General features: G+C 61.0%; 17 protein-coding genes. 7 read left to right on the top strand and 10 right to left on the bottom strand.

From position 1 onward, the window contains the following. Nucleotides 1-47 precede the first annotated feature (47 nt). A complete protein-coding gene (locus IB241_RS21145) occupies nt 48-1241 on the top strand; it encodes a multidrug effflux MFS transporter (protein WP_192300156.1) in 1194 nt (397 codons plus the stop codon). A gap of 8 nt (nt 1242-1249) precedes the next feature. Here the strand turns inward: IB241_RS21145 and IB241_RS21140 are convergent, their stop codons facing one another. Further along, nucleotides 1250-1423 (bottom strand): hypothetical protein, encoded by a 174-nt coding sequence (locus IB241_RS21140; RefSeq protein ID WP_192300155.1) that lies wholly within the window; start codon nt 1421-1423, stop codon nt 1250-1252. A 145-nt stretch (nt 1424-1568) separates the two neighbouring features. Then, nucleotides 1569-2582, bottom strand: coding sequence for a zinc-binding alcohol dehydrogenase family protein (locus IB241_RS21135; protein ID WP_192300154.1), 1014 nt, complete (start codon nt 2580-2582; stop codon nt 1569-1571). Nucleotides 2583-2704: 122 nt separating this feature from the next. Here IB241_RS21135 and IB241_RS21130 point away from each other — a divergent pair, with 122 nt between their 5' ends. From IB241_RS21130 to IB241_RS21120, 3 genes are all read left to right on the top strand, one after another. Then, nucleotides 2705-3634 (top strand): LysR family transcriptional regulator, encoded by a 930-nt coding sequence (locus IB241_RS21130; protein ID WP_192300153.1) that lies wholly within the window; start codon nt 2705-2707, stop codon nt 3632-3634. 134 nt (nt 3635-3768) lie between these two features. Beyond that, a complete protein-coding gene (locus IB241_RS21125; protein WP_192300152.1) occupies nt 3769-4464 on the top strand; it encodes an ArsR/SmtB family transcription factor in 696 nt (231 codons plus the stop codon). Nucleotides 4465-4784: 320 nt separating this feature from the next. Continuing rightward, nucleotides 4785-6155 carry an MFS transporter gene (locus IB241_RS21120; protein ID WP_192300151.1) on the top strand — a complete coding sequence of 457 codons (1371 nt, stop codon included), beginning with the start codon at nt 4785-4787 and terminating at the stop codon, nt 6153-6155. A gap of 137 nt (nt 6156-6292) precedes the next feature. Here the strand turns inward: IB241_RS21120 and IB241_RS21115 are convergent, their stop codons facing one another. Next, nucleotides 6293-7246 carry an adenosine deaminase gene (locus IB241_RS21115; protein ID WP_192300150.1) on the bottom strand — a complete coding sequence of 318 codons (954 nt, stop codon included), beginning with the start codon at nt 7244-7246 and terminating at the stop codon, nt 6293-6295. Nucleotides 7247-7440: 194 nt separating this feature from the next. Between IB241_RS21115 and IB241_RS21110 the strand changes: the two genes are divergently transcribed. Next, a complete protein-coding gene (locus IB241_RS21110; protein WP_192300149.1) occupies nt 7441-8526 on the top strand; it encodes a calcium:proton antiporter in 1086 nt (361 codons plus the stop codon). Between the two features lie 123 nt (nt 8527-8649). On the opposite strand, the gene IB241_RS21105 is transcribed toward IB241_RS21110, so the two are convergent. From IB241_RS21105 to IB241_RS21080, 6 genes are all read right to left on the bottom strand, one after another. Next, complete coding sequence (locus tag IB241_RS21105) at nt 8650-10008, bottom strand: 8-oxoguanine deaminase (protein ID WP_192300148.1); 1359 nt, start codon at nt 10006-10008, stop codon at nt 8650-8652. A gap of 190 nt (nt 10009-10198) precedes the next feature. Beyond that, nucleotides 10199-10885, bottom strand: a complete 687-nt coding sequence (locus tag IB241_RS21100; RefSeq protein WP_192300147.1) for an SDR family oxidoreductase — start codon at nt 10883-10885, stop codon at nt 10199-10201. A 34-nt stretch (nt 10886-10919) separates the two neighbouring features. Then, nucleotides 10920-11501, bottom strand: a complete 582-nt coding sequence (locus tag IB241_RS21095; protein WP_192300146.1) for an IMPACT family protein — start codon at nt 11499-11501, stop codon at nt 10920-10922. 12 nt (nt 11502-11513) lie between these two features. Next, the gene (locus tag IB241_RS21090; RefSeq protein ID WP_192300145.1) at nt 11514-12173 is read right to left on the bottom strand and encodes a TetR/AcrR family transcriptional regulator; all 660 of its coding nucleotides are present in this window, start codon (nt 12171-12173) and stop codon (nt 11514-11516) included. Nucleotides 12174-12260: 87 nt separating this feature from the next. Further along, a complete protein-coding gene (locus tag IB241_RS21085; protein WP_192300144.1) occupies nt 12261-13655 on the bottom strand; it encodes a uracil-xanthine permease family protein in 1395 nt (464 codons plus the stop codon). 79 nt (nt 13656-13734) lie between these two features. Continuing rightward, nucleotides 13735-14655 carry a LysR family transcriptional regulator gene (locus tag IB241_RS21080; RefSeq protein WP_192300143.1) on the bottom strand — a complete coding sequence of 307 codons (921 nt, stop codon included), beginning with the start codon at nt 14653-14655 and terminating at the stop codon, nt 13735-13737. 125 nt (nt 14656-14780) lie between these two features. Here IB241_RS21080 and IB241_RS21075 point away from each other — a divergent pair, with 125 nt between their 5' ends. Both IB241_RS21075 and IB241_RS21070 read left to right on the top strand, forming a co-directional pair. Next, nucleotides 14781-16130, top strand: coding sequence for an aspartate aminotransferase family protein (locus tag IB241_RS21075; protein ID WP_192300142.1), 1350 nt, complete (start codon nt 14781-14783; stop codon nt 16128-16130). A 39-nt stretch (nt 16131-16169) separates the two neighbouring features. After that, nucleotides 16170-17663, top strand: coding sequence for a CoA-acylating methylmalonate-semialdehyde dehydrogenase (locus tag IB241_RS21070; protein ID WP_192300141.1), 1494 nt, complete (start codon nt 16170-16172; stop codon nt 17661-17663). 108 nt (nt 17664-17771) lie between these two features. Here IB241_RS21070 and IB241_RS27580 read toward each other — a convergent pair. Beyond that, nucleotides 17772-18003, bottom strand: a 232-nt coding sequence (locus tag IB241_RS27580; RefSeq protein ID WP_225595645.1) for a hypothetical protein, incomplete at its 5' end; no start/stop codon positions are given.

Below are 18003 nucleotides of genomic sequence, written 5' to 3'. Positions count from 1 at the left end.
CCCAAGCGCGGCTAGACTGTCGAGCTGCCGACTCACTTGGGTGTCTGATGAACCTGCGCATAATTCTGATTCTGGGCGCCTTGAGCGCCTTCGCACCGTTGGCGATCGACTTTTACCTGCCGGGCTTCCCCGCCATGGCTATCGCGTTCGGCACTGACGAAAAACATATCCAGACCACCCTGGCGGTGTATTTCACCGGCCTGGCCATCGGCCAATTGATCTACGGCCCGCTGGCCGATCGCTTTGGCCGGCGCGTGCCGCTGCTCAGCGGTGTGACCCTGTTTACCCTCGCGTCCTTTGCCTGTGCCTATGCGCCGTCGTTGGAATGGCTGATCGCCGCACGTTTCGTCCAGGCCCTGGGTGGTTGTGCGGGCATGGTGATTTCCCGCGCCGTGGTCAGCGACAAATGTGATGCGGTGGGGTCGGCCAAGGTGTTTTCCCAACTGATGCTGGTCACGGGGTTGGCGCCGATCCTCGCACCGTTGGCGGGTGGGGTGATGGTCGGGTTGTGGGGCTGGCAGTCGATCTTCCTCGCGCTGACCGCGTTCAGTGTATTGGCGGCGATTGCGGTGGCCGTCGGCCTGCCGGAAACCTTCCCGGCCCATCAGCCGCGCCAGCCATTGTCCGGCTCGCTGCGGCGCTACCTGTCGTTGCTGTCGGACCGGGTCTACCTCGGCTACGCCCTCACTGGCGGTATTGCGATTGGCGGGATGTTTGCCTACATCGCCGGTTCACCTTTCGTATTCATCAAACTCTATGGCGTGCCTGCCGAGCATTACGGCTGGGTGTTCGGTTCCAACGCGGCCGGTTTCATCCTGATCGCCCAAGTAAACGCGCGCTTGCTGGCCAAGCGCGGCCCGGCGTTCTTGCTGTCGCGCAGCGTGTGGGTGTACCTGGCGGCGGCGTTGTCATTGCTGGCGATCAGCGCTTTGCACACCGATGCCCTGTGGCCGCTGCTGGTGCCGCTGTTTATCTGCATCGCCAGCCTGGGCTGCATTTTGCCCAATACCTCGGCCTGCGCCATGAGTGGGCAAGGGGCGCGGGCGGGCAGTGCGTCGGCGCTGCTCGGTTGCATTCAGTTTGGTGTGGCGGCGGGGGCGGCGTCGTTGGTCGGCCTGTTGCACGATGGCACGGCGATGCCGATGGCCATGGTCATCAGCCTGTGCGGTGTGTTGGCAGTGACGGTGGCCGTGTCGACCCAGCGCCTGCAGCGGGCTCGGGCCGCGCAAGCGCAGGTCTGAGGTGGCGGTCAGCCAGCGGTGGAGTGTTGCTGGTTGACGGGAAGACGGTGAGGGGCCTGGATTCGGGCTTGCAGGGTATCGGCAAAGGCGCGGGCCTCGGCTTCACTGTGGAAGGTGATGGCCTTCTGGTCCAGGCGCACTTCCCACTGGGATTTTGCTAACGCTTTTATCAGGATCTTCATTACTGACTTCCTCGCGTAAAAGAATCGTGGCAAAGGCGGCCAATATAAACCCGAATACCCGCGCAAATATGACAAAGATCAACTCTCTGACTAATGGTGTCGTCCATCACTCACATGAATAACGGACGACGCCTACAGACCCTTTTCAGAATCCTTCCAGCACGATCTTGCCCTTGGCCGTGCCGCTTTCCAGCAGGGCATGGGCGCGGCGCAGGTTCGCCGCGTTGATCACGCCGAAGTGTTCGCCCACCGTGGTTTGCAGGGTGCCAGCGTCGATCAGCTCGGCGACGCGGTTGAGCAGGTGGTGCTGCTCGATCATGTCCGCCGTCTCGAACATCGAACGCGTGTACATGAACTCCCAATGCAGCGACAGGCTCTTGCGCTTGAGCTTGCTGACGTCCAGCGCCTTCGGGTCGTCGATCAACGCCAGCTTGCCCTGGGGTTGCAGGGCTTCGACCAGTTGATCGAGGTGTTGGTCGGTTTGCGTCAGGCTGGCGACGTGGGTGACCTGGCCGACACCGGCGCGTTTGAGTTCTTCGCTCAGCGGTTGGCTGTGGTCGATCACCAGGTCTGCGCCCAGTGCCTTGGCCCAGGCCTGGGTTTGCGGGCGCGAGGCGCTGCCGATCACCTTCAGCGCGGTGAGCTGGCTGGCCAGTTGGGTCAGGATCGACCCCACGCCACCGGCGGCACCGACGATCAGCAGGCTCTGGCCCCTGTCTTCTTTGCCCTCTGATACTTGCAGGCGCTCGAAGAGCAATTCCCAGGCGGTGATCGCCGTCAGCGGCAGCGCGGCGGCTTCGGCAAAACCCAGGCTCTTGGGCATGTGGCCAACGATGCGTTCGTCCACGGTGTGCAGTTCGCTGTTGCCGCCGGGGCGTACCAGGGAGCCGGCGTAGAACACCTTATCGCCGGCCTTGAACAGCGTCACGTCGCTGCCGACCGCCTTGACCACCCCGGCCACGTCCCAGCCCAGCACCTTGGCGGCGCCGTTTTCCGGGGCGACGTTCTGGCGCACTTTGGTGTCCACCGGGTTGACCGAGATGGCTTTGACTTCCACCAGCAGGTCACGCGGGCCGGCGATCGGCGCTGGCAGTTCGATGTCTTGCAGGGATTGGGGATCGTTGATCGGTAGCGAGTTGTAGTACGCGATGGCTTTCATGGGGGGGCTCCGGGGAATGGGCGAATAAACGGGATGGACAGATGATTGGCTATTTCCCGTATAGATAAAAGCGGCTAAAACAGAGGTCTGTTTCAATAAAATTTTGATAATGGATGGGCGGCATGCTGCGTTTTGACGATTTGCAGTTGTTTGTACGTTCGGCGGATTTGGGCAGCCTGTCGGCGGCAGCGCGGGTGATGGACCTGTCGCCCGCCGTGGCCAGTGCAGCGCTCAAGCGCATCGAACAGCAACTGGGCGCACGCTTGCTGGCGCGCTCCACCCGCAGCCTGCGCCTGACGGCTGAAGGTGAGGGGTTCCTGGAATATGCCCGCGCTGCGCTGAGTTCGCTGGACGAGGGGCGGCGCCTATTGGCCAGTGGCCAGGATCAGGTCAGCGGTGTGCTGCAGTTGTCCGCACCCTCGGACCTGGGGCGCAACCTGTTGCTGCCGTGGTTGGATGACTTCCAGCGTGAGCATCCGCAACTGACCGTGCGTCTGTTGTTGGGCGACCGGATTGCCGATCTGTTTCGCCAGCCGGTGGACATCGCCCTGCGCTACGGCGAGCCCGAGGACTCCAGCCTGATCGCATTGCCGGTGGCCCCGGACAATGTGCGCGTGTTGTGCGCGGCGCCCGGCTACCTCGCACGGCACGGCGAACCCCGGCACCTGGAGCAATTGGCCCAGCACAATTGCCTGCTGTACATGCTCGGCAGCCGCGTGCATGACCGCTGGAGCTTTCACGACGGCAAACGCGAGGTCAGCCTGACGGTGAGTGGCGACCGCTTCAGTGACGATGCCGACGTGGTGCGCCGCTGGGCAGTGGCGGGGGTGGGGATTGCCTACAAGTCCTGGCTGGATGTCAGCGCTGACGTGCTCGCCGGGCGCTTGCGCGTGATCCTGCCGGAGCTGCGTGGTGAGCGTACGCCGCTGAATCTGCTGTGTGCCCACCGTGCGCAATTGAGCAAACCGGTCAACCTGCTGCGCGAAATGCTTGTGTCGCGTTGTGCGACTTTGACCGCGCAGTGGCCGGAGCGATTGACCGCTGGGCAGTAGCCTCCAGCAAGCGAGGAAATTTCACTCAGATTCTGTCCTTATCCGCGCTATCGGACGGCGCGGAACGGGTTGCTTGCGCCCCTATACTTTGGCGCCAACCACAGCAGAAAAATGATTTAACAGGGAGTGAAACCATGGAAGAAGCACCTTGCATCAGTCAAGTTGCCAGCTTGCTCGCCGAGCCCAAGCGCACGGCGATGCTCTGGGCCTTGATGGACGGCTCGGCAAAGTCGTCGCAGGATCTGGCGGCGCATGCAGGGCTGTCACCGGCCTCGGCCATTGCGCATTTGGCGCGATTGACAGGTGGCGGCTTGCTGCGGGTCGAGACCCGTCGTGGCCAGCGCTTGTTTCGTGTGGCGGCACCGGATGTCAGTGCGGCCATCGATGCCTTGGCCAGTACCACCATGGCCAGCGCCGCACGCAGTCGCCCGGGTGCGCCACCGCCGCCGTTGGTGGTGCCATCGCTGCTGCGTCACGCCAGGATGTGCCACGGCCACCTTGGCGGCGAACTGGCGGCAGGGTTGTATCAACGGATGTTGGCGGCCGGCTGGATTGCGCGGCATGAGCAGCGTCTGGGCGTGACCCTCAAGGGCGCTCGGCATTTGGCAGACCTGGGGATTTTTACCCAGGCGCTGGCATTGCCCGTGGTGTGTGATTGTTTCGACTGGAGCCAGCAGCAACCGCATCTGGGCGGTGCGTTGGGCGCGGGCTTGCTGCAACTGTTTCTGCAATCGAACTGGGTCAGCCTGATCAAGGAGTCACACGCCTTGCAGGTCAACGACAGCGGGCTGGTGGAAATCAATCGTTTGGCTGCGCCCGAGAATCTCTAAACCGTGAACCTCATCCCTGTAGTGAGCGGGCTCGCCCCGCGCCGGGTGGCGAAGCCGCCCCAAATCCAGGCGCCGCGGTCTTACTGATACACGGCGGCGTCCCGTTTGGGGCGGCTTCGCCATCCGGCGCGGGCGAACCCGCTCACTACAACACGGTTGTCATAGTGTTTGCGCTCGCCAAAAGTTGTGCAGATACCTGTGCCCCGGCAACCTTGGCCATACGGGCGTCGTTCAGAGTTTCAATCAGGTCGCATCCAGCAATAATCTGGAAAAAGCATGCCGCACACTCGCCGAGAGGACTTTTACACTGGGGGTGCGGCATGGGTATGAGAGGCTACAGCGCAGCGGAACGGTTGGAACGGTTGCCCATCAGCGGCTACCACCGAGTCATTTTCATCATCATCGCCCTGGCGTTTTTCTTCGACTCCATGGACCTGGCGATGATGACCTTCCTGTTGGGCTCGATCAAAACCGAGTTCGGGCTGAGTACGGCCCAGGCCGGATTGCTGGCCAGTTCGAGTTTTTTCGGCATGGTGGTGGGCGCATCGTTGTCCGGGATGCTCGCCGACCGCTTCGGGCGCAAGCCGGTGTTCCAGTGGAGCATCGTGTTATGGGGCATCGCCAGTTACCTGTGTTCCACCGCGCAGACGGTAGAGACGCTGACGCTGTTTCGCATCTTGCTGGGCATCGGCATGGGCATGGAGTTTCCCATCGCGCAGTCGATGCTGTCGGAGTTGATTCCAGCCAAGCGGCGCGGGCGTTACATCGCCTTGATGGATGGTTTCTGGCCGTTGGGTTTTGTGGCTGCGGGTGTGCTGTCGTACTTCTTGCTGCCGGTGATCGGCTGGCGCGACATTTTCCTGGTGTTGGCGGTGCCGGCGGTGTTTGTGCTGGCGATCCGGTTTTTTATCCCTGAGTCGCCGCGCTGGCTGGAACAGGCCGGGCGGCATGACGCGGCGGACAAAGTGTTGCAGGGCATCGAGCAGAAAGTGCGCAACTCCCTGGGCGGCGCACAGTTGCCGGAGCCAATTCGCCTGCCACGGGGGGAGAGCACGCCGGGCACATTTTTCTCGGCGTTCCAGCAACTGTGGTCGGTGCAGTATCGCCAACGCACGATGATGATCTGGAGTGTGTGGTTTTTTGCCCTGCTCGGCTTCTACGGGCTGACGTCGTGGTTGAGTGCGCTGTTGCAGCAGTCGGGTTTTGCGGTGACGCAGTCGGTGTATTACACGGTGATCATTTCCCTGGGCGGGATTCCCGGTTTCCTGATGGCGGCCTGGCTGGTGGAGCGCTGGGGACGTAAACCGGTGTGTGTGGTGACGCTGCTCGGTGGCGGGGTGATGGCGTTTGTGTATGGGCAAAGCGCGGTGTTTGGCGGCAATGTGGGCTTGCTGATCACCTCGGGCTTGTTGATGCAGTTCTTTCTGTTTGGCATGTGGGCGGTGTTGTACACCTATACGCCTGAACTCTATCCCACCTCGGCGCGTGCGACCGGGTCCGGGTTTGCCTCGGCGATCGGCCGGGTCGGTTCGTTGCTGGGGCCGTTGGTGACCGGGTTGGTATTTCCGATGACCGGGCAGGGTGGGGTGTTTGCCCTGGGCGCGCTGTGTTTTGCGGTGGCGGCGCTGGTGGTGTGGGTGTTTGGGATGGAGACGAAGGGCAAGACGCTGGAAGAGCTGAGCGAAATCTGATCGACGATACACCTCTAATGTGGGAGCGGGCTTGCTCGCGAAGGCGGTCTTTCAGTCAGTGCTATATGGACTGATCCACCGCTTTCGCGAGCAAGCCCGCTCCCACATTTAGCCTGCACTCATCCAGTGAGTGCGGGTTATGGCTTGACCAAGCGTGCATCCAGGCTGTTCTGCGCCAGGCGTTTGGCCTGGTCCTGGGTCATGCCCAGCGCGGTGTGCAGCGCGTGGAAGTTCTCGGTGACATAACCGCCGAAGTACGCCGGGTCATCCGAGTTCACGGTGACCTTCACGCCGCGTTCGAGCATGTCGAGGATGTTGTGCTGGGACATGTCATCGAACACGCAGAGCTTGGTGTTGGACAGCGGGCACACGGTCAGCGGGATCTGCTCGTCGATGATGCGCTGCATCAAACGCTCGTCTTCGATGGCGCGTACACCATGGTCGATGCGCTGGATTTTCAGCAGGTCGATGGCTTCCCAGATGTACTCGGGCGGGCCTTCTTCGCCGGCGTGGGCCACGGTGAGGAAGCCTTCGTGACGGGCACGGTCGAACACGCGCTGGAACTTGCTCGGCGGGTGGCCCATTTCCGAGCTGTCCAGGCCCACGGCCACGAACGCGTCACGGAATAGCAGGGCCTGATCCAGGGTTTTCTCGGCTTCGGCTTCGCTCAGGTGGCGCAGGAAACTGAGGATCAAGCCGCTGGTGATGCCCAGTTGCTGCTCGCCATCTTTGAGTGCAGCGGCGATACCGTTGAGCACTACTTCAAACGGGATGCCACGGTCGGTGTGGGTCTGCGGGTCGAAGAACGGTTCGGTGTGGATCACGTTCTGCGCTTTGCAGCGCAGCAGATAGGCCCAGGTCAGGTCGTAGAAATCCTGGGAGGTGCGCAGCACATCGGCACCCTTGTAGTACAGGTCGAGAAACTCTTGCAGGTTGTTGAAGGCGTAAGCCTTGCGCAAGGTTTCGACATCGTTCCACGGCAGCGCAATCTTGTTGCGCTCGGCCAGGGCGAACAGCAGCTCAGGCTCCAGCGAACCCTCCAGGTGCAGGTGCAGTTCAGCCTTGGGCAGGGCGTTGAGCCAATCGTACATTTTCTAAATTCTCATCAGGTGCAATGGCGGCATTCTACAGGGCATGGCTGAAATAATCGGTAAAACCTGACCAGCAGGATCGTTTTCGTTGGATTCGCGCAAGGGCCGCGTGAACTAAGGTGTAACGAAACGTTAGCAGCCTGCCGTAGTCTGTACTCCATCAATGACTGATTCGCTGTTTGATAAGGCCCGGAATGCTCACATCCCTCAAGCAAGAAAAATTCATGCTGCTGGCGCTGCTTGCCGCCATCGCCGCATACCCCCTGGAACACTGGATGCTCAACAGCGGGCAGGGCGTAGCACTGCTTGGCGGGGTGGTGCTGATCGTGTTCATCGTGATCGCCTCGATGCGCGTGGCCCATCACGCCGAGCAGCTCGCGGAAAAAGTCGGTGACCCCTACGGCACCATGATCCTGACCCTGGCCGCCGTGCTGGTGGAAGTGGTGATCCTGGCGATCATGATGAGTAACGAGCCTTCGCCGACCTTGGTGCGCGACACGATTTATTCGGCGGTGATGCTCGACATCAACGGCATCCTCGGCCTGGCGGCGCTGATGGGCGGCATCAAGCATGGCGAACAGTCCTACAACGACGATTCGGCGCGCAGCTACAGCGTGATGATTCTGACGGCCATGGGCGTGTCGATGGTGGTGCCGGAATTTATCCCAGAGGCCGACTGGAAAATTTACTCGGCATTCACCATCGGCGCGATGGTGGTGCTCTACACCCTGTTCCTGCGCATGCAGGTGGGGCCGCACAGTTATTTCTTCAGCTACAGCTACCCGGAGAAACGCGGTAAGAAGCCGTCGGAAGAGGCGCATTCGATCAATCTGGCGTTTTCTATCGGTACGTTGGTGTTTGGCGTGATTGTGATTGGCGCGTTGGCCGAGGTGATGTCCAAGACCCTCGACCTGGGCCTGGAGGGCACGGGCGCACCGCCGGTGATCACGGCAATTGTGGTCGCGGCCATTTCGGCGGCGCCGGAGATTCTGACGGCGTTGCGTGCGGCGTTGGCCAACCGCATGCAGTCGGTGGTCAATATCGCGTTGGGGGCCTCGTTGTCGACGGTGATCCTGACCGTGCCGGTGATGGAGGCGATGGCGCTCTACACTGGCCAGCCGTTCCAGATGGCGATGACGCCAGTGCAGACGGTGATGGTGTTGATCACGTTGATTGTCAGTGCGATCAACCTCAATGACGGGGAAACCAATGCCATTGAGGGGATGACGCATTTTGTGTTGTTTGCGACCTTCATTATGTTGTCGTTACTGGGTCTATAGCCGCCGCCAATCAGCTGTGGGAGCGGGCTTGCCCGCGAAAGCGGTGTATCAGTCAGCACATGCATTGACTGACCCGCCGTCTTCGCGGGCAAGCCCGCTCCCACATTTTGATTTGCGTATGACTTAGGTTCCGGCGATCAATGCTCGAGCCGCTTGGCTGTGATCGGCGATCAAACCTTTCAGGTCCAGGCCTTCCACTTGGCCATCAATCACCCGCCACTTACCCGCCACCATCACCCGGTCCGCCCGGTCGGCGCCGCACAACAGCAGTGCCGAGATCGGGTCGTGACTGCCGGAGAAGCGCAGTTCATCCAGTTTGAACAGCGCGAGGTCGGCCTGTTTTCCCACAGCCAATTCACCAATATCCGTGCGCCCCAGCAACTGCGCAGAACCTTTGGTCGCCCAGCCCAGCACGCCTTCGGGGGTGATCTTTTCCGCGCCGTAGCGCAAGCGCTGGATGTACAGGGCCTGGCGCGCTTCAAGGATCATATTTGACGCATCGTTGGAGGCTGAACCGTCCACGCCAAGACCGATGGGCGCGCCAGCGGCGAGCAGGTCCAGGGTCGGGCAGATGCCCGAGGCCAAACGCATATTCGAGCTTGGGCAATGGCAGATGCCGGTGCCGGCCGCGCCGAGGCGTTCGATTTCATCCGGGTTGAAGTGAATGCCGTGGGCCAGCCAGGTGCGCGGGCCAAGCCAGCCGACGCTGTCGAGGTAGTCCACGGTGCGCAGGCCGAAGCGCTGTAGGCAAAAATCTTCTTCGTCGAGGGTTTCCGCCAAGTGTGTGTGTAGGCGTACGTCGAGACTGTCAGCCAATTCGGCGCTGGCGCGCATGATTTCTGGCGTGACGGAGAACGGCGAGCACGGCGCCAGGGCGATCTGGACCTGCGCGCCTTCGTCACGCTCGTGGTATGCGCGGATCAGGCGCTGGCTGTCGTCGAGGATCACCTGGCCTTGTTGCACGGTTTGTTGTGGTGGCAGGCCGCCATCGGCTTCGCCCAGGCTCATGGAACCGCGGGTGAGCATGGCGCGCATGCCCAGTTCGCGCACGCTTTGCACTTGCACGTCGATGGCGTTTTCCAGGCCGTCGGGGAACAGGTAATGGTGGTCGGCCGCCGTGGTGCAGCCCGAGAGCAGCAGTTCGGCCAGCGCGACTTTGGTGGCCAGGGCGAGTTTTTCCGGGGTGAGGCGTGCCCAGACCGGGTACAGGGTTTTCAACCAGGGGAACAACGGCTGGTTGACCACCGGCGCCCAGGCGCGGGTCAGGGTTTGGTAGAAGTGGTGATGGGTATTGATCAGGCCCGGCAGGACCACATGCTCACGGGCATCGAAAGTTTGTGCGCAGGGCTGTGCGGGTGTTTGTCCCAGGGCCAGCACTTGGGTGATGACACCGTCTTGCAGCACCAGGCCGCCACGGGCGTCGAGGCCGTTGGCAGTGAAAATCGCGAGGGGGTTTTTTAACCAGATACGGGTCGCAGGCATTGGCCGGCTCCTCTGAATGATGGGTTCAGGTTTGCCAGCTCAGTGTTGCCCTGTCTGCTGATCCAGGGTCGCCGGTGAAGGCGAGGGGCTAGATTACGTGTAGTTCGGGGTCTCGTCCATCTGTAGGAAAGTAGGCTCAGTCAGTGTGGGAAAGGGAAAGTCCCCCCTCCCACATTCTGACTGCCGACATTTACCAGGCGATGGTGTCGCCTTTGTAGTCGATGAAGTGATGGCCGCCTTTGCCGGTGTAGGCATTTACCTGATCCACCAGGCCACGCACGCTGGTGTCGACATCGATGTGGGCGTTTTCGCCGCCCATGTCGGTCTTCACCCAGCCCGGGTGCAGCGATAGCACGGTGGGTTTGTGATCGCCCAGTTGGGTGATGAAACTGTTGGTCATGGAATTGAGTGCAGCCTTGCTGGCCTTGTACAGCGCCAGGTCGGAACCGTCGGGGATGGTCACGCTGCCCAGCACCGAACTCATGAAGGCCAACACGCCGCTGTCCTTGCGGATCTGCCCGACAAAGCGCTGGGCCAGGTTGATCGGCGCCACGGCGTTGGTGAAAAACAGTTGGCCGACTTCCGCCAGGGTGGCGTGGCCAGGCTCCTGGTTGGCCGGGCCTTTGACGCCGGCGTTGACGAACAGCAGGTCAAAGGTGCGCGCCTTGAGGCGCTGGCTCAGGGCGATCACGGCTTGCTGATCGTCCATGTCGAGTTTCTCGATCTGCACCGGGCCGAGCGCTTTGAGGGCGTCGGCCTTGCTCGGGTCACGCACGGTGGCGGTCACGTCCCAGCCGTCCTGGAGCAGTTGCTTGACCAGGCCAAGGCCCAGCCCGCGGGAGGCGCCGATGATCAGTGCGGTTTTTGGCGTAGACATGAAAAGCTTCCTTTGGAGTCGCGGTTCAGGGAGTTCAGCGTTGTAGCAGGATACGCCCGCGGCTGAGGTCGGCGAGTTGAATTTGCAGGGTATCGATATGCGCTTGGCCGACAGCGAGTTGTAGTTCGACGCCATTGGCAGTGAAGGTTTCTTCCACCACCAGCCCGCCCAGGTCGGCGACACGCAGTTTCACCAGGTTCAACTCGGAGAAGCTGCAAGCGCAACTCAGCGGGACGCGGCTGATCAGTTCGATGCGCTCGGCGTTCTGCAGGCATTTGTTCGCACCGCCGCCATAAGCACGGGCGAGGCCGCCGGTACCGAGCTGGATGCCGCCGTACCAGCGGATCACCAGCACCGCGACTTGATCGAAACCTTGCGCCTCGATGGCCGCCAGGATCGGCCGCCCGGCGGTGCCGCCGGGTTCGCCATCGTCGTTGCTGCGGTATTGATCAGCCAATTTCCAGGCCCAGCAGTTGTGCGTGGCGTTCAAGTCGCTGTGTTGCGCGAAAAACGCCTGGGCGTCCTGCGGGCTGGTGATCGGGGCGGCGAGGGTGATAAAGCGGCTTTTGCGGATTTCTTCGTGAAACTCGCAAAGGCCGGTGAGCGTGAAAGGCATAAGTCGCTTCGTTTATAGAGCCGGCTTGACGCCGCAGCCCTTGAGAATGATGTGGATCAGGTTGGTGCCGGCGTCTTCCATATCCTGCTTGGTCAGCTTGGTGCGACCGGTGACGCGGCAGATCTGGGTGGCGAAGTCGGCATAGTGTTGGGTGCTGCCCCACAGCAGGAAGATCAGGTGTACGGGGTCGACGGGGTCCATCTTGCCCGCATCGATCCAGGCCTGGAACACGGCGGCCCGGCCACTGAACCAGGCGCGGTAGTCCTGGCTGAAATATTCGGTGAGGCATTCGCCGCCACTGATGATCTCCATGGCGAAGATCCGCGAGGCCTGGGGCTGGCGTCGCGAAAACTCCATCTTGGTGCGGATGTAGCGAGCCAGGGCTACCGCGGGGTCGTCCTCGGCGGTCAGCGTGTTGAAGGTGCTGTCCCACAGTTCGAGGATATTGCTGAGCACCGCGATATAGAGGCCCAGCTTGTTGGTGAAGTAGTAGTGCAAGTTGGCCTTGGGCAGCCCGGCACTGGCAGCAATGGTGTTCATGCTGGTGCCTTTGTAGCCATGGCGCGCGAATTCGTCTTCAGCAGCCTGGAGAATCGCTTGTTCGTTCTTTTGCCGAATGCGGCTGGCGGGTTTTCCGGTGGGGTTGCTGTGGGCAGGAACTTCGAGGCTCATGGAGGTTTCCGTGCAGATCGATAGAGACGACGTGTGCACAGATAACCCACCCTCAAGCCTCAGACAAGTCCTGATGCAATAAAACCGTCAGAGCGATTCCACCGTGTCGCTTTCCGACGCGTGGTTTGCGGCATTCCCGGTGGCCTTGGCTTCCGGTAATAGCAGGCACAGCACGATGGCGGTCAAGCCGCCGCTGGTGATCGCCGAGTCGAACAGGCTCTGCACCAGCGTCGGCATCAGGTGCAGCAGGTTCGGTTGGGCGGCGATGCCCAGGCCGACGCCGAACGAGGTGGCGATGATCAACATGCTGCGCCGATCCAGTGGCGCCTGGGCGAGGATGCGCACCCCGGCGGCGGCCACGCTGCCGAACATCACCAGGGTTGCGCCGCCCAACACCGGTTTGGGGATTTGCTGGAGTACCGCGCCAATCAACGGAAACAAGCCGAGGCAAAACAACAGCACGCCGATGTATAAGCCGACGTAACGGCTGGCCACGCCGGTGAGTTGGATCACGCCGTTGTTCTGGGCAAACGTGGTGTTGGGGAAGGCGCTGAAGGTGGCGGCGATCATGCAGCTGACGCCGTCACCGAGTACGCCGCCCTTGAGTCGGCTTATATAAGAAGGGCCGCTGATGGGCTGGCGGGCGATCATGCAGTTGGCGGTGAGGTCGCCGACGGTTTCGATGCTGCTGATCAGATAAATCAGCGCGATGGGCAGGAAAGCGCTCCAGTCGAAGTTGAAGCCGTAGCGGAATGGGATCGGCAGGCTGACCAGGGGCAGGTCGGGCAAGGCTTGGGGCACCAGCTTGCCGCTGAACCAGGCCGCGAGGCTGCCCAGCGCCAGGCCGATGATGATGGCCGAGAGGCGCACCCATGGGGTGTTCGAGCGGTTGAGCAGGATGATCGTCAATACGACGAACACGCCCAGTGCCAGATTGATGGGGGCGCCGAAGTCGGGGGCATTGAAGCCACCGCCCAGATCGGTAATACCGACCTTGATCAGGCTGATGCCGATCAGGGTAATGACAATCCCCGTCACCAACGGTGTGATAACCCGGCGCAGTTGACCGATGAAGCGACTCAGCACGATCTGCACCACGGCGCCAAAAAAGCACACGCCAAAGATCATTGCCATGATGTCTTCCGGGCTGCCGCCGCGTTGCTTGACCAGGAAACCCGCCGACAACACCGCGCCGAGAAACGCAAAGCTGGTGCCCTGCAGGCAGATCATGCCGGCGCCGATGCCATACGGCCTACGTGCCTGGATGAAGGTGCCGACGCCGGAGACCATCAACGCCATGCTGATCAGGTAGGGCAAGTGCGCGGTAAGGCCCAGGGTGGAGCCGATGATCAGCGGCGGGGTGATGATGCCGACGAACGCGGCCAGCACATGTTGCAGTGCGGCGAGCAGGGCCGGGGCGGGTTTCGGGCGGTCGTTGAGGCCGTAGATCAGGTCGCTGCTGCTGGAGGATTCTGGTGGCATGGCGGGCAAACTCAAGGTCTATGTCCTTGGGTTCTTGCAAAAAGCTGTCCAACTGCTCAGCTTTTCGTTTGCGCCCGAATTAACGGGTGGCGGCCAGGCTTTCCAGGAAGCTTTCCAGCACCAAATGAGGGCGACGCCCCTTGCGTGTGACCGATGCCAGGCTCAAATCGTAAAAACGTGTAGCCGGTTTCAGCGCGCGCAGTCGGCCTTGTTGCACCCATAGACTGGCGTAATGGTCGGGCAGGTAGCCGATGTAGCGGCCGGTGAGGATCAGGAACGCCATGCCTTCGCGGTCCGAGGCGCTGGCGGTGCAGTTGAGCGCCTGATAGTGGGCCTGGATATCGGCGGGCAGGCGGAAGGTGGGGGCGATGGCGTCCTGGCTATCAATACGTGCGTCGTCCAGTTGCTTGTCGTCGGCGTAGAACAGCGGGTGGCCGACTGCGCAGTAGAGCAGCGAGCGCTCGCTGTACAGCGGCTGGTATTCCAATCCAGAGAGGGCGCTGGCCTGGGGCACCACGCCGACGTGCAGGCGGCCGTCGAGTACGCCTTGCTCGACTTCGTTGGGGGCGATCATGCGGATCTGGATCTGCACGTCCGGGCCGCGTTCCTTCAACTGCGCGAGGGCGTGGGTGATGCGCATGTGGGGCAGGGTGACGAGGTTGTCGGTGAGGCCAATGATCAACTCGCCGCGCAGATGCTGGTGCAGGCCGTTGACCTCGGTGCGGAAGCTTTCCAGGGCGCTCAACAGTTGCAACGCGGACTGGTAGACCTCGCGGCCTTCTTCGGTCAGGGAGAAACCGGCGCGGCCGCGCTGGCAGAGTCGCAGTCCGAGGCGCTGCTCCAGGTCGCTCATTTGCTGGCTGATGGCGGAGCGGCCGATGCCGAGCACGGTTTCCGCTGCCGAGAAGCCGCCGCATTCGACCACGCTGCGAAAGATGCGCAACAAGCGTATATCGAAGTCGCTGACTTGGGCGAGGGGATCGGGTCGACGGCTGCTCATAGTTTAGTGAAGGCCTGACTGAAGGTTAGAAGAGTTGAATTTCACCGACTTTATCGCCGTGGCAATTTAGCTGCAACAACGCTTTTCAATCCCGACGCTGCCTTTTGCCCTGCGAGGTTTTGCTGATGAACATGCCCGAAAACGCCCCATCGTCCCTGGCCAGCCAACTGAAGTTGGACGCGCACTGGATGCCTTACACCGCCAACCGTAACTTCCAGCGTGACCCGCGTTTGATCGTGGGCGCGGAAGGTAGCTGGTTGATCGATGACAAGGGGCGCAAGGTCTACGACTCGTTGTCGGGTTTGTGGACGTGCGGCGCCGGGCATACGCGCAAGGAAATCCAGGAAGCGGTGGCCAAGCAACTGGGGACTTTGGACTACTCGCCGGGCTTCCAATATGGTCATCCGTTGTCCTTCCAGTTGGCGGAAAAGATTACCGACCTGACTCCAGGCAACTTGAACCACGTGTTCTTCACCGACTCCGGCTCCGAGTGCGCCGATACCGCGGTGAAGATGGTGCGTGCCTACTGGCGCCTGAAGGGGCAGTCGACCAAGACCAAGATGATCGGCCGTGCCCGTGGTTATCACGGTGTGAACATTGCCGGTACCAGCTTGGGCGGTGTGAACGGCAACCGTAAGATTTTTGGTCAGGCGATGATGGATGTTGACCATCTGCCGCACACCCTGTTGGCGAGCAATGCGTTCTCCCGTGGCATGCCGGAGCAGGGCGGCATCGCCTTGGCCGATGAGTTGCTCAAGTTGATCGAACTGCACGACGCGTCGAACATCGCCGCGGTGTTTGTCGAGCCGATGGCCGGCTCTGCTGGCGTACTAGTGCCACCGCAGGGTTACCTCAAGCGTCTGCGTGAAATTTGCGATCAGCACAATATCCTGCTGGTGTTCGACGAAGTGATCACCGGTTTTGGCCGTACGGGTTCGATGTTTGGCGCCGACAGCTTTGGCGTGACGCCAGACCTGATGTGCATCGCCAAGCAAGTCACCAACGGTGCCATCCCGATGGGTGCGGTGATTGCCAGCAGCGAGATTTATCAGACGTTCATGAACCAGGCGACGCCGGAGTATGCGGTGGAATTCCCACACGGCTATACGTACTCGGCGCACCCGGTTGCATGTGCTGCAGGCCTGGCGGCTTTGGACCTGCTGCAGAAGGAGAATCTGGTGCAGAGCGTAGCCGAAGTCGCTCCACACTTTGAGAATGCGCTGCACGGGTTGAAGGGCAGCAAGAACGTGATCGACATCCGCAACTACGGTCTGGCCGGTGCGATTCAGATTGCCCCGCGTGACGGTGATGCGATCGTGCGTCCATTCGAGGCCGGCATGGCCTTGTGGAAAGCCGGTTTCTACGTACGTTTTGGCGGTGACACCCTGCAGTTCGGGCCAACCTTCAACAGCAAGCCGCAGGACCTGGATCGCCTGTTCGATGCGGTCGGCGAAGTGCTGAACAAGATCGACTGATTTCTCCTTCTATATAGAACAATTTTTCAGGAGCCCTGCATGAGCCTTATCCAGCATTTGATCAACGGTGAATTGGTCAATGACAGCGGTCGTAGTGCCGACGTCTACAACCCGTCGACCGGCCAAGTGATCCACCAGGTGCCGTTGGCCAGTCGTGAAACCATTCAACAGGCGATCGACTCGGCCAAGGCGGCGTTCCCGGCCTGGCGTAATACCCCGCCGGCCAAGCGTGCCCAGGTGATGTTTCGTTTCAAGCAATTGCTGGAGCAGAACGAAGCGCGCATTTCGCAGTTGATCAGCGAAGAGCATGGCAAGACGCTGGAAGATGCTGCCGGTGAATTGAAGCGTGGCATCGAGAACGTTGAATACGCCTGTTCCGCGCCGGAGATTCTGAAGGGCGAATACAGCCGTAACGTAGGACCGAATATTGATGCCTGGTCGGATTTCCAGCCGTTGGGCGTGGTAGCGGGTATTACTCCGTTCAACTTCCCGGCAATGGTGCCGTTGTGGATGTATCCGCTGGCGATTGTTTGCGGTAACTGTTTCATCCTCAAGCCGTCGGAGCGTGATCCAAGCTCGACGCTGTTGATCGCACAACTGTTGCAGGAAGCCGGTTTGCCCAAAGGTGTGCTGAGCGTGGTGCACGGTGACAAGGGCGCAGTGGATGCGCTGATCGAAGCGCCGGAAGTGAAGGCGCTGAGTTTTGTGGGCTCGACGCCGATTGCCGAGTACATCTATGCCGAGGCGACCAAGCGCGGTAAACGCGTGCAGGCGCTGGGTGGGGCGAAGAACCACGCGGTATTGATGCCGGATGCGGATCTGGATAACGCCGTCAGCGCGTTGATGGGCGCGGCGTATGGTTCGTGCGGTGAGCGTTGCATGGCAATCTCGGTGGCCGTGTGCGTGGGCGACCAGGTCGCGGATGCGTTGATCGCCAAGTTGGTGCCGCAGGTCAAGGCGCTGAAGATCGGTGCGGGCACCTCCTGCGGCCTGGATATGGGGCCGTTGGTGACGGGGCAGGCGCGGGATAAGGTCAGTGGCTATATAGAAGACGGAGTTTCTTCGGGTGCCAAGTTGGTGGTTGATGGTCGCGGTCTGAGCGTTGCCGGTCACGAAGAGGGGTTCTTCCTGGGGGGCAGCCTGTTTGATCATGTGACGCCTGAGATGCGTATCTACAAAGAAGAGATCTTTGGGCCAGTGCTGTGCGTGGTGCGGGTCGATAGCCTGGAAGCGGCGATGCAACTGATCAACGACCACGAGTACGGCAACGGTACGTGTATCTTCACCCGTGATGGTGAAGCGGCGCGTTTGTTCTGTGACGAGATTGAAGTGGGCATGGTCGGGGTTAACGTGCCGTTGCCGGTGCCGGTGGCGTATCACAGCTTTGGTGGCTGGAAGCGCTCGCTGTTTGGTGACTTGCATGCGTATGGGCCGGATGGTGTGCGTTTCTATACCCGTCGCAAGGCGATTACCCAGCGTTGGCCGCAACGGGCCAGCCATGAAGCGTCGCAGTTTGCTTTCCCTAGCTTGTAACGCTTGAGGCAAAAGCCGGCACTTGGGGCCGGCTTTTGCGTTTTTGGGGCTTTTCTGACTTATATGACAGAAATATGAAGAAAGGCATTGACGGCAGATTCTGGATGTCTATAATTCGCCCCACTTCCGGCGCAGTCGAAACGGAAAACTCCTTGGTAAACAATGAGTTACGCGGTTTTCGGCAGCAGGTTGCTTCAGTTCATCGAAGCGCTCAGGAAGTTGAAAAAGAGGTGTTGACAGCAGCGTGTAACGCTGTAGAATTCGCCTCCCGCTAACGAGAGATCGTAAGCGCAAGTGGTTGAAGTTGTTGAAGAAATCTTCGAAAGCTTCTGAAAATAAT

It is taken from the genome of Pseudomonas sp. PDM05 (assembly GCF_014851685.1).
Lineage (GTDB): Bacteria > Pseudomonadota > Gammaproteobacteria > Pseudomonadales > Pseudomonadaceae > Aquipseudomonas.
The sequence above is the reverse complement of the archived record's forward strand: the minus strand, read 5'-3'. Positions and strand labels throughout refer to the sequence as shown.

Bases quoted from the DNA above. Each gene is read 5' to 3' on its own strand.
- IB241_RS21095 (WP_192300146.1), bottom strand. From the start codon at position 11,501: ATGCCTTTCACGCTCACCGGCCTTTGCGAGTTTCACGAAGAAATCCGC.
- IB241_RS21080 (WP_192300143.1), bottom strand. From the start codon at position 14,655: ATGAGCAGCCGTCGACCCGATCCCCTCGCCCAAGTCAGCGACTTCGAT.
- IB241_RS21100 (WP_192300147.1), bottom strand. From the start codon at position 10,885: ATGTCTACGCCAAAAACCGCACTGATCATCGGCGCCTCCCGCGGGCTG.
- IB241_RS21125 (WP_192300152.1), top strand. From the start codon at position 3,769: ATGGAAGAAGCACCTTGCATCAGTCAAGTTGCCAGCTTGCTCGCCGAG.
- IB241_RS21145 (WP_192300156.1), top strand. From the start codon at position 48: ATGAACCTGCGCATAATTCTGATTCTGGGCGCCTTGAGCGCCTTCGCA.
- IB241_RS21090 (WP_192300145.1), bottom strand. From the start codon at position 12,173: ATGAGCCTCGAAGTTCCTGCCCACAGCAACCCCACCGGAAAACCCGCC.
- IB241_RS21085 (WP_192300144.1), bottom strand. From the start codon at position 13,655: ATGCCACCAGAATCCTCCAGCAGCAGCGACCTGATCTACGGCCTCAAC.
- IB241_RS21070 (WP_192300141.1), top strand. From the start codon at position 16,170: ATGAGCCTTATCCAGCATTTGATCAACGGTGAATTGGTCAATGACAGC.
- IB241_RS21075 (WP_192300142.1), top strand. From the start codon at position 14,781: ATGAACATGCCCGAAAACGCCCCATCGTCCCTGGCCAGCCAACTGAAG.
- IB241_RS21115 (WP_192300150.1), bottom strand. From the start codon at position 7,246: ATGTACGATTGGCTCAACGCCCTGCCCAAGGCTGAACTGCACCTGCAC.
- IB241_RS21120 (WP_192300151.1), top strand. From the start codon at position 4,785: ATGGGTATGAGAGGCTACAGCGCAGCGGAACGGTTGGAACGGTTGCCC.
- IB241_RS21140 (WP_192300155.1), bottom strand. From the start codon at position 1,423: ATGAAGATCCTGATAAAAGCGTTAGCAAAATCCCAGTGGGAAGTGCGC.
- IB241_RS21105 (WP_192300148.1), bottom strand. From the start codon at position 10,008: ATGCCTGCGACCCGTATCTGGTTAAAAAACCCCCTCGCGATTTTCACT.
- IB241_RS21135 (WP_192300154.1), bottom strand. From the start codon at position 2,582: ATGAAAGCCATCGCGTACTACAACTCGCTACCGATCAACGATCCCCAA.
- IB241_RS21110 (WP_192300149.1), top strand. From the start codon at position 7,441: ATGCTCACATCCCTCAAGCAAGAAAAATTCATGCTGCTGGCGCTGCTT.
- IB241_RS21130 (WP_192300153.1), top strand. From the start codon at position 2,705: ATGCTGCGTTTTGACGATTTGCAGTTGTTTGTACGTTCGGCGGATTTG.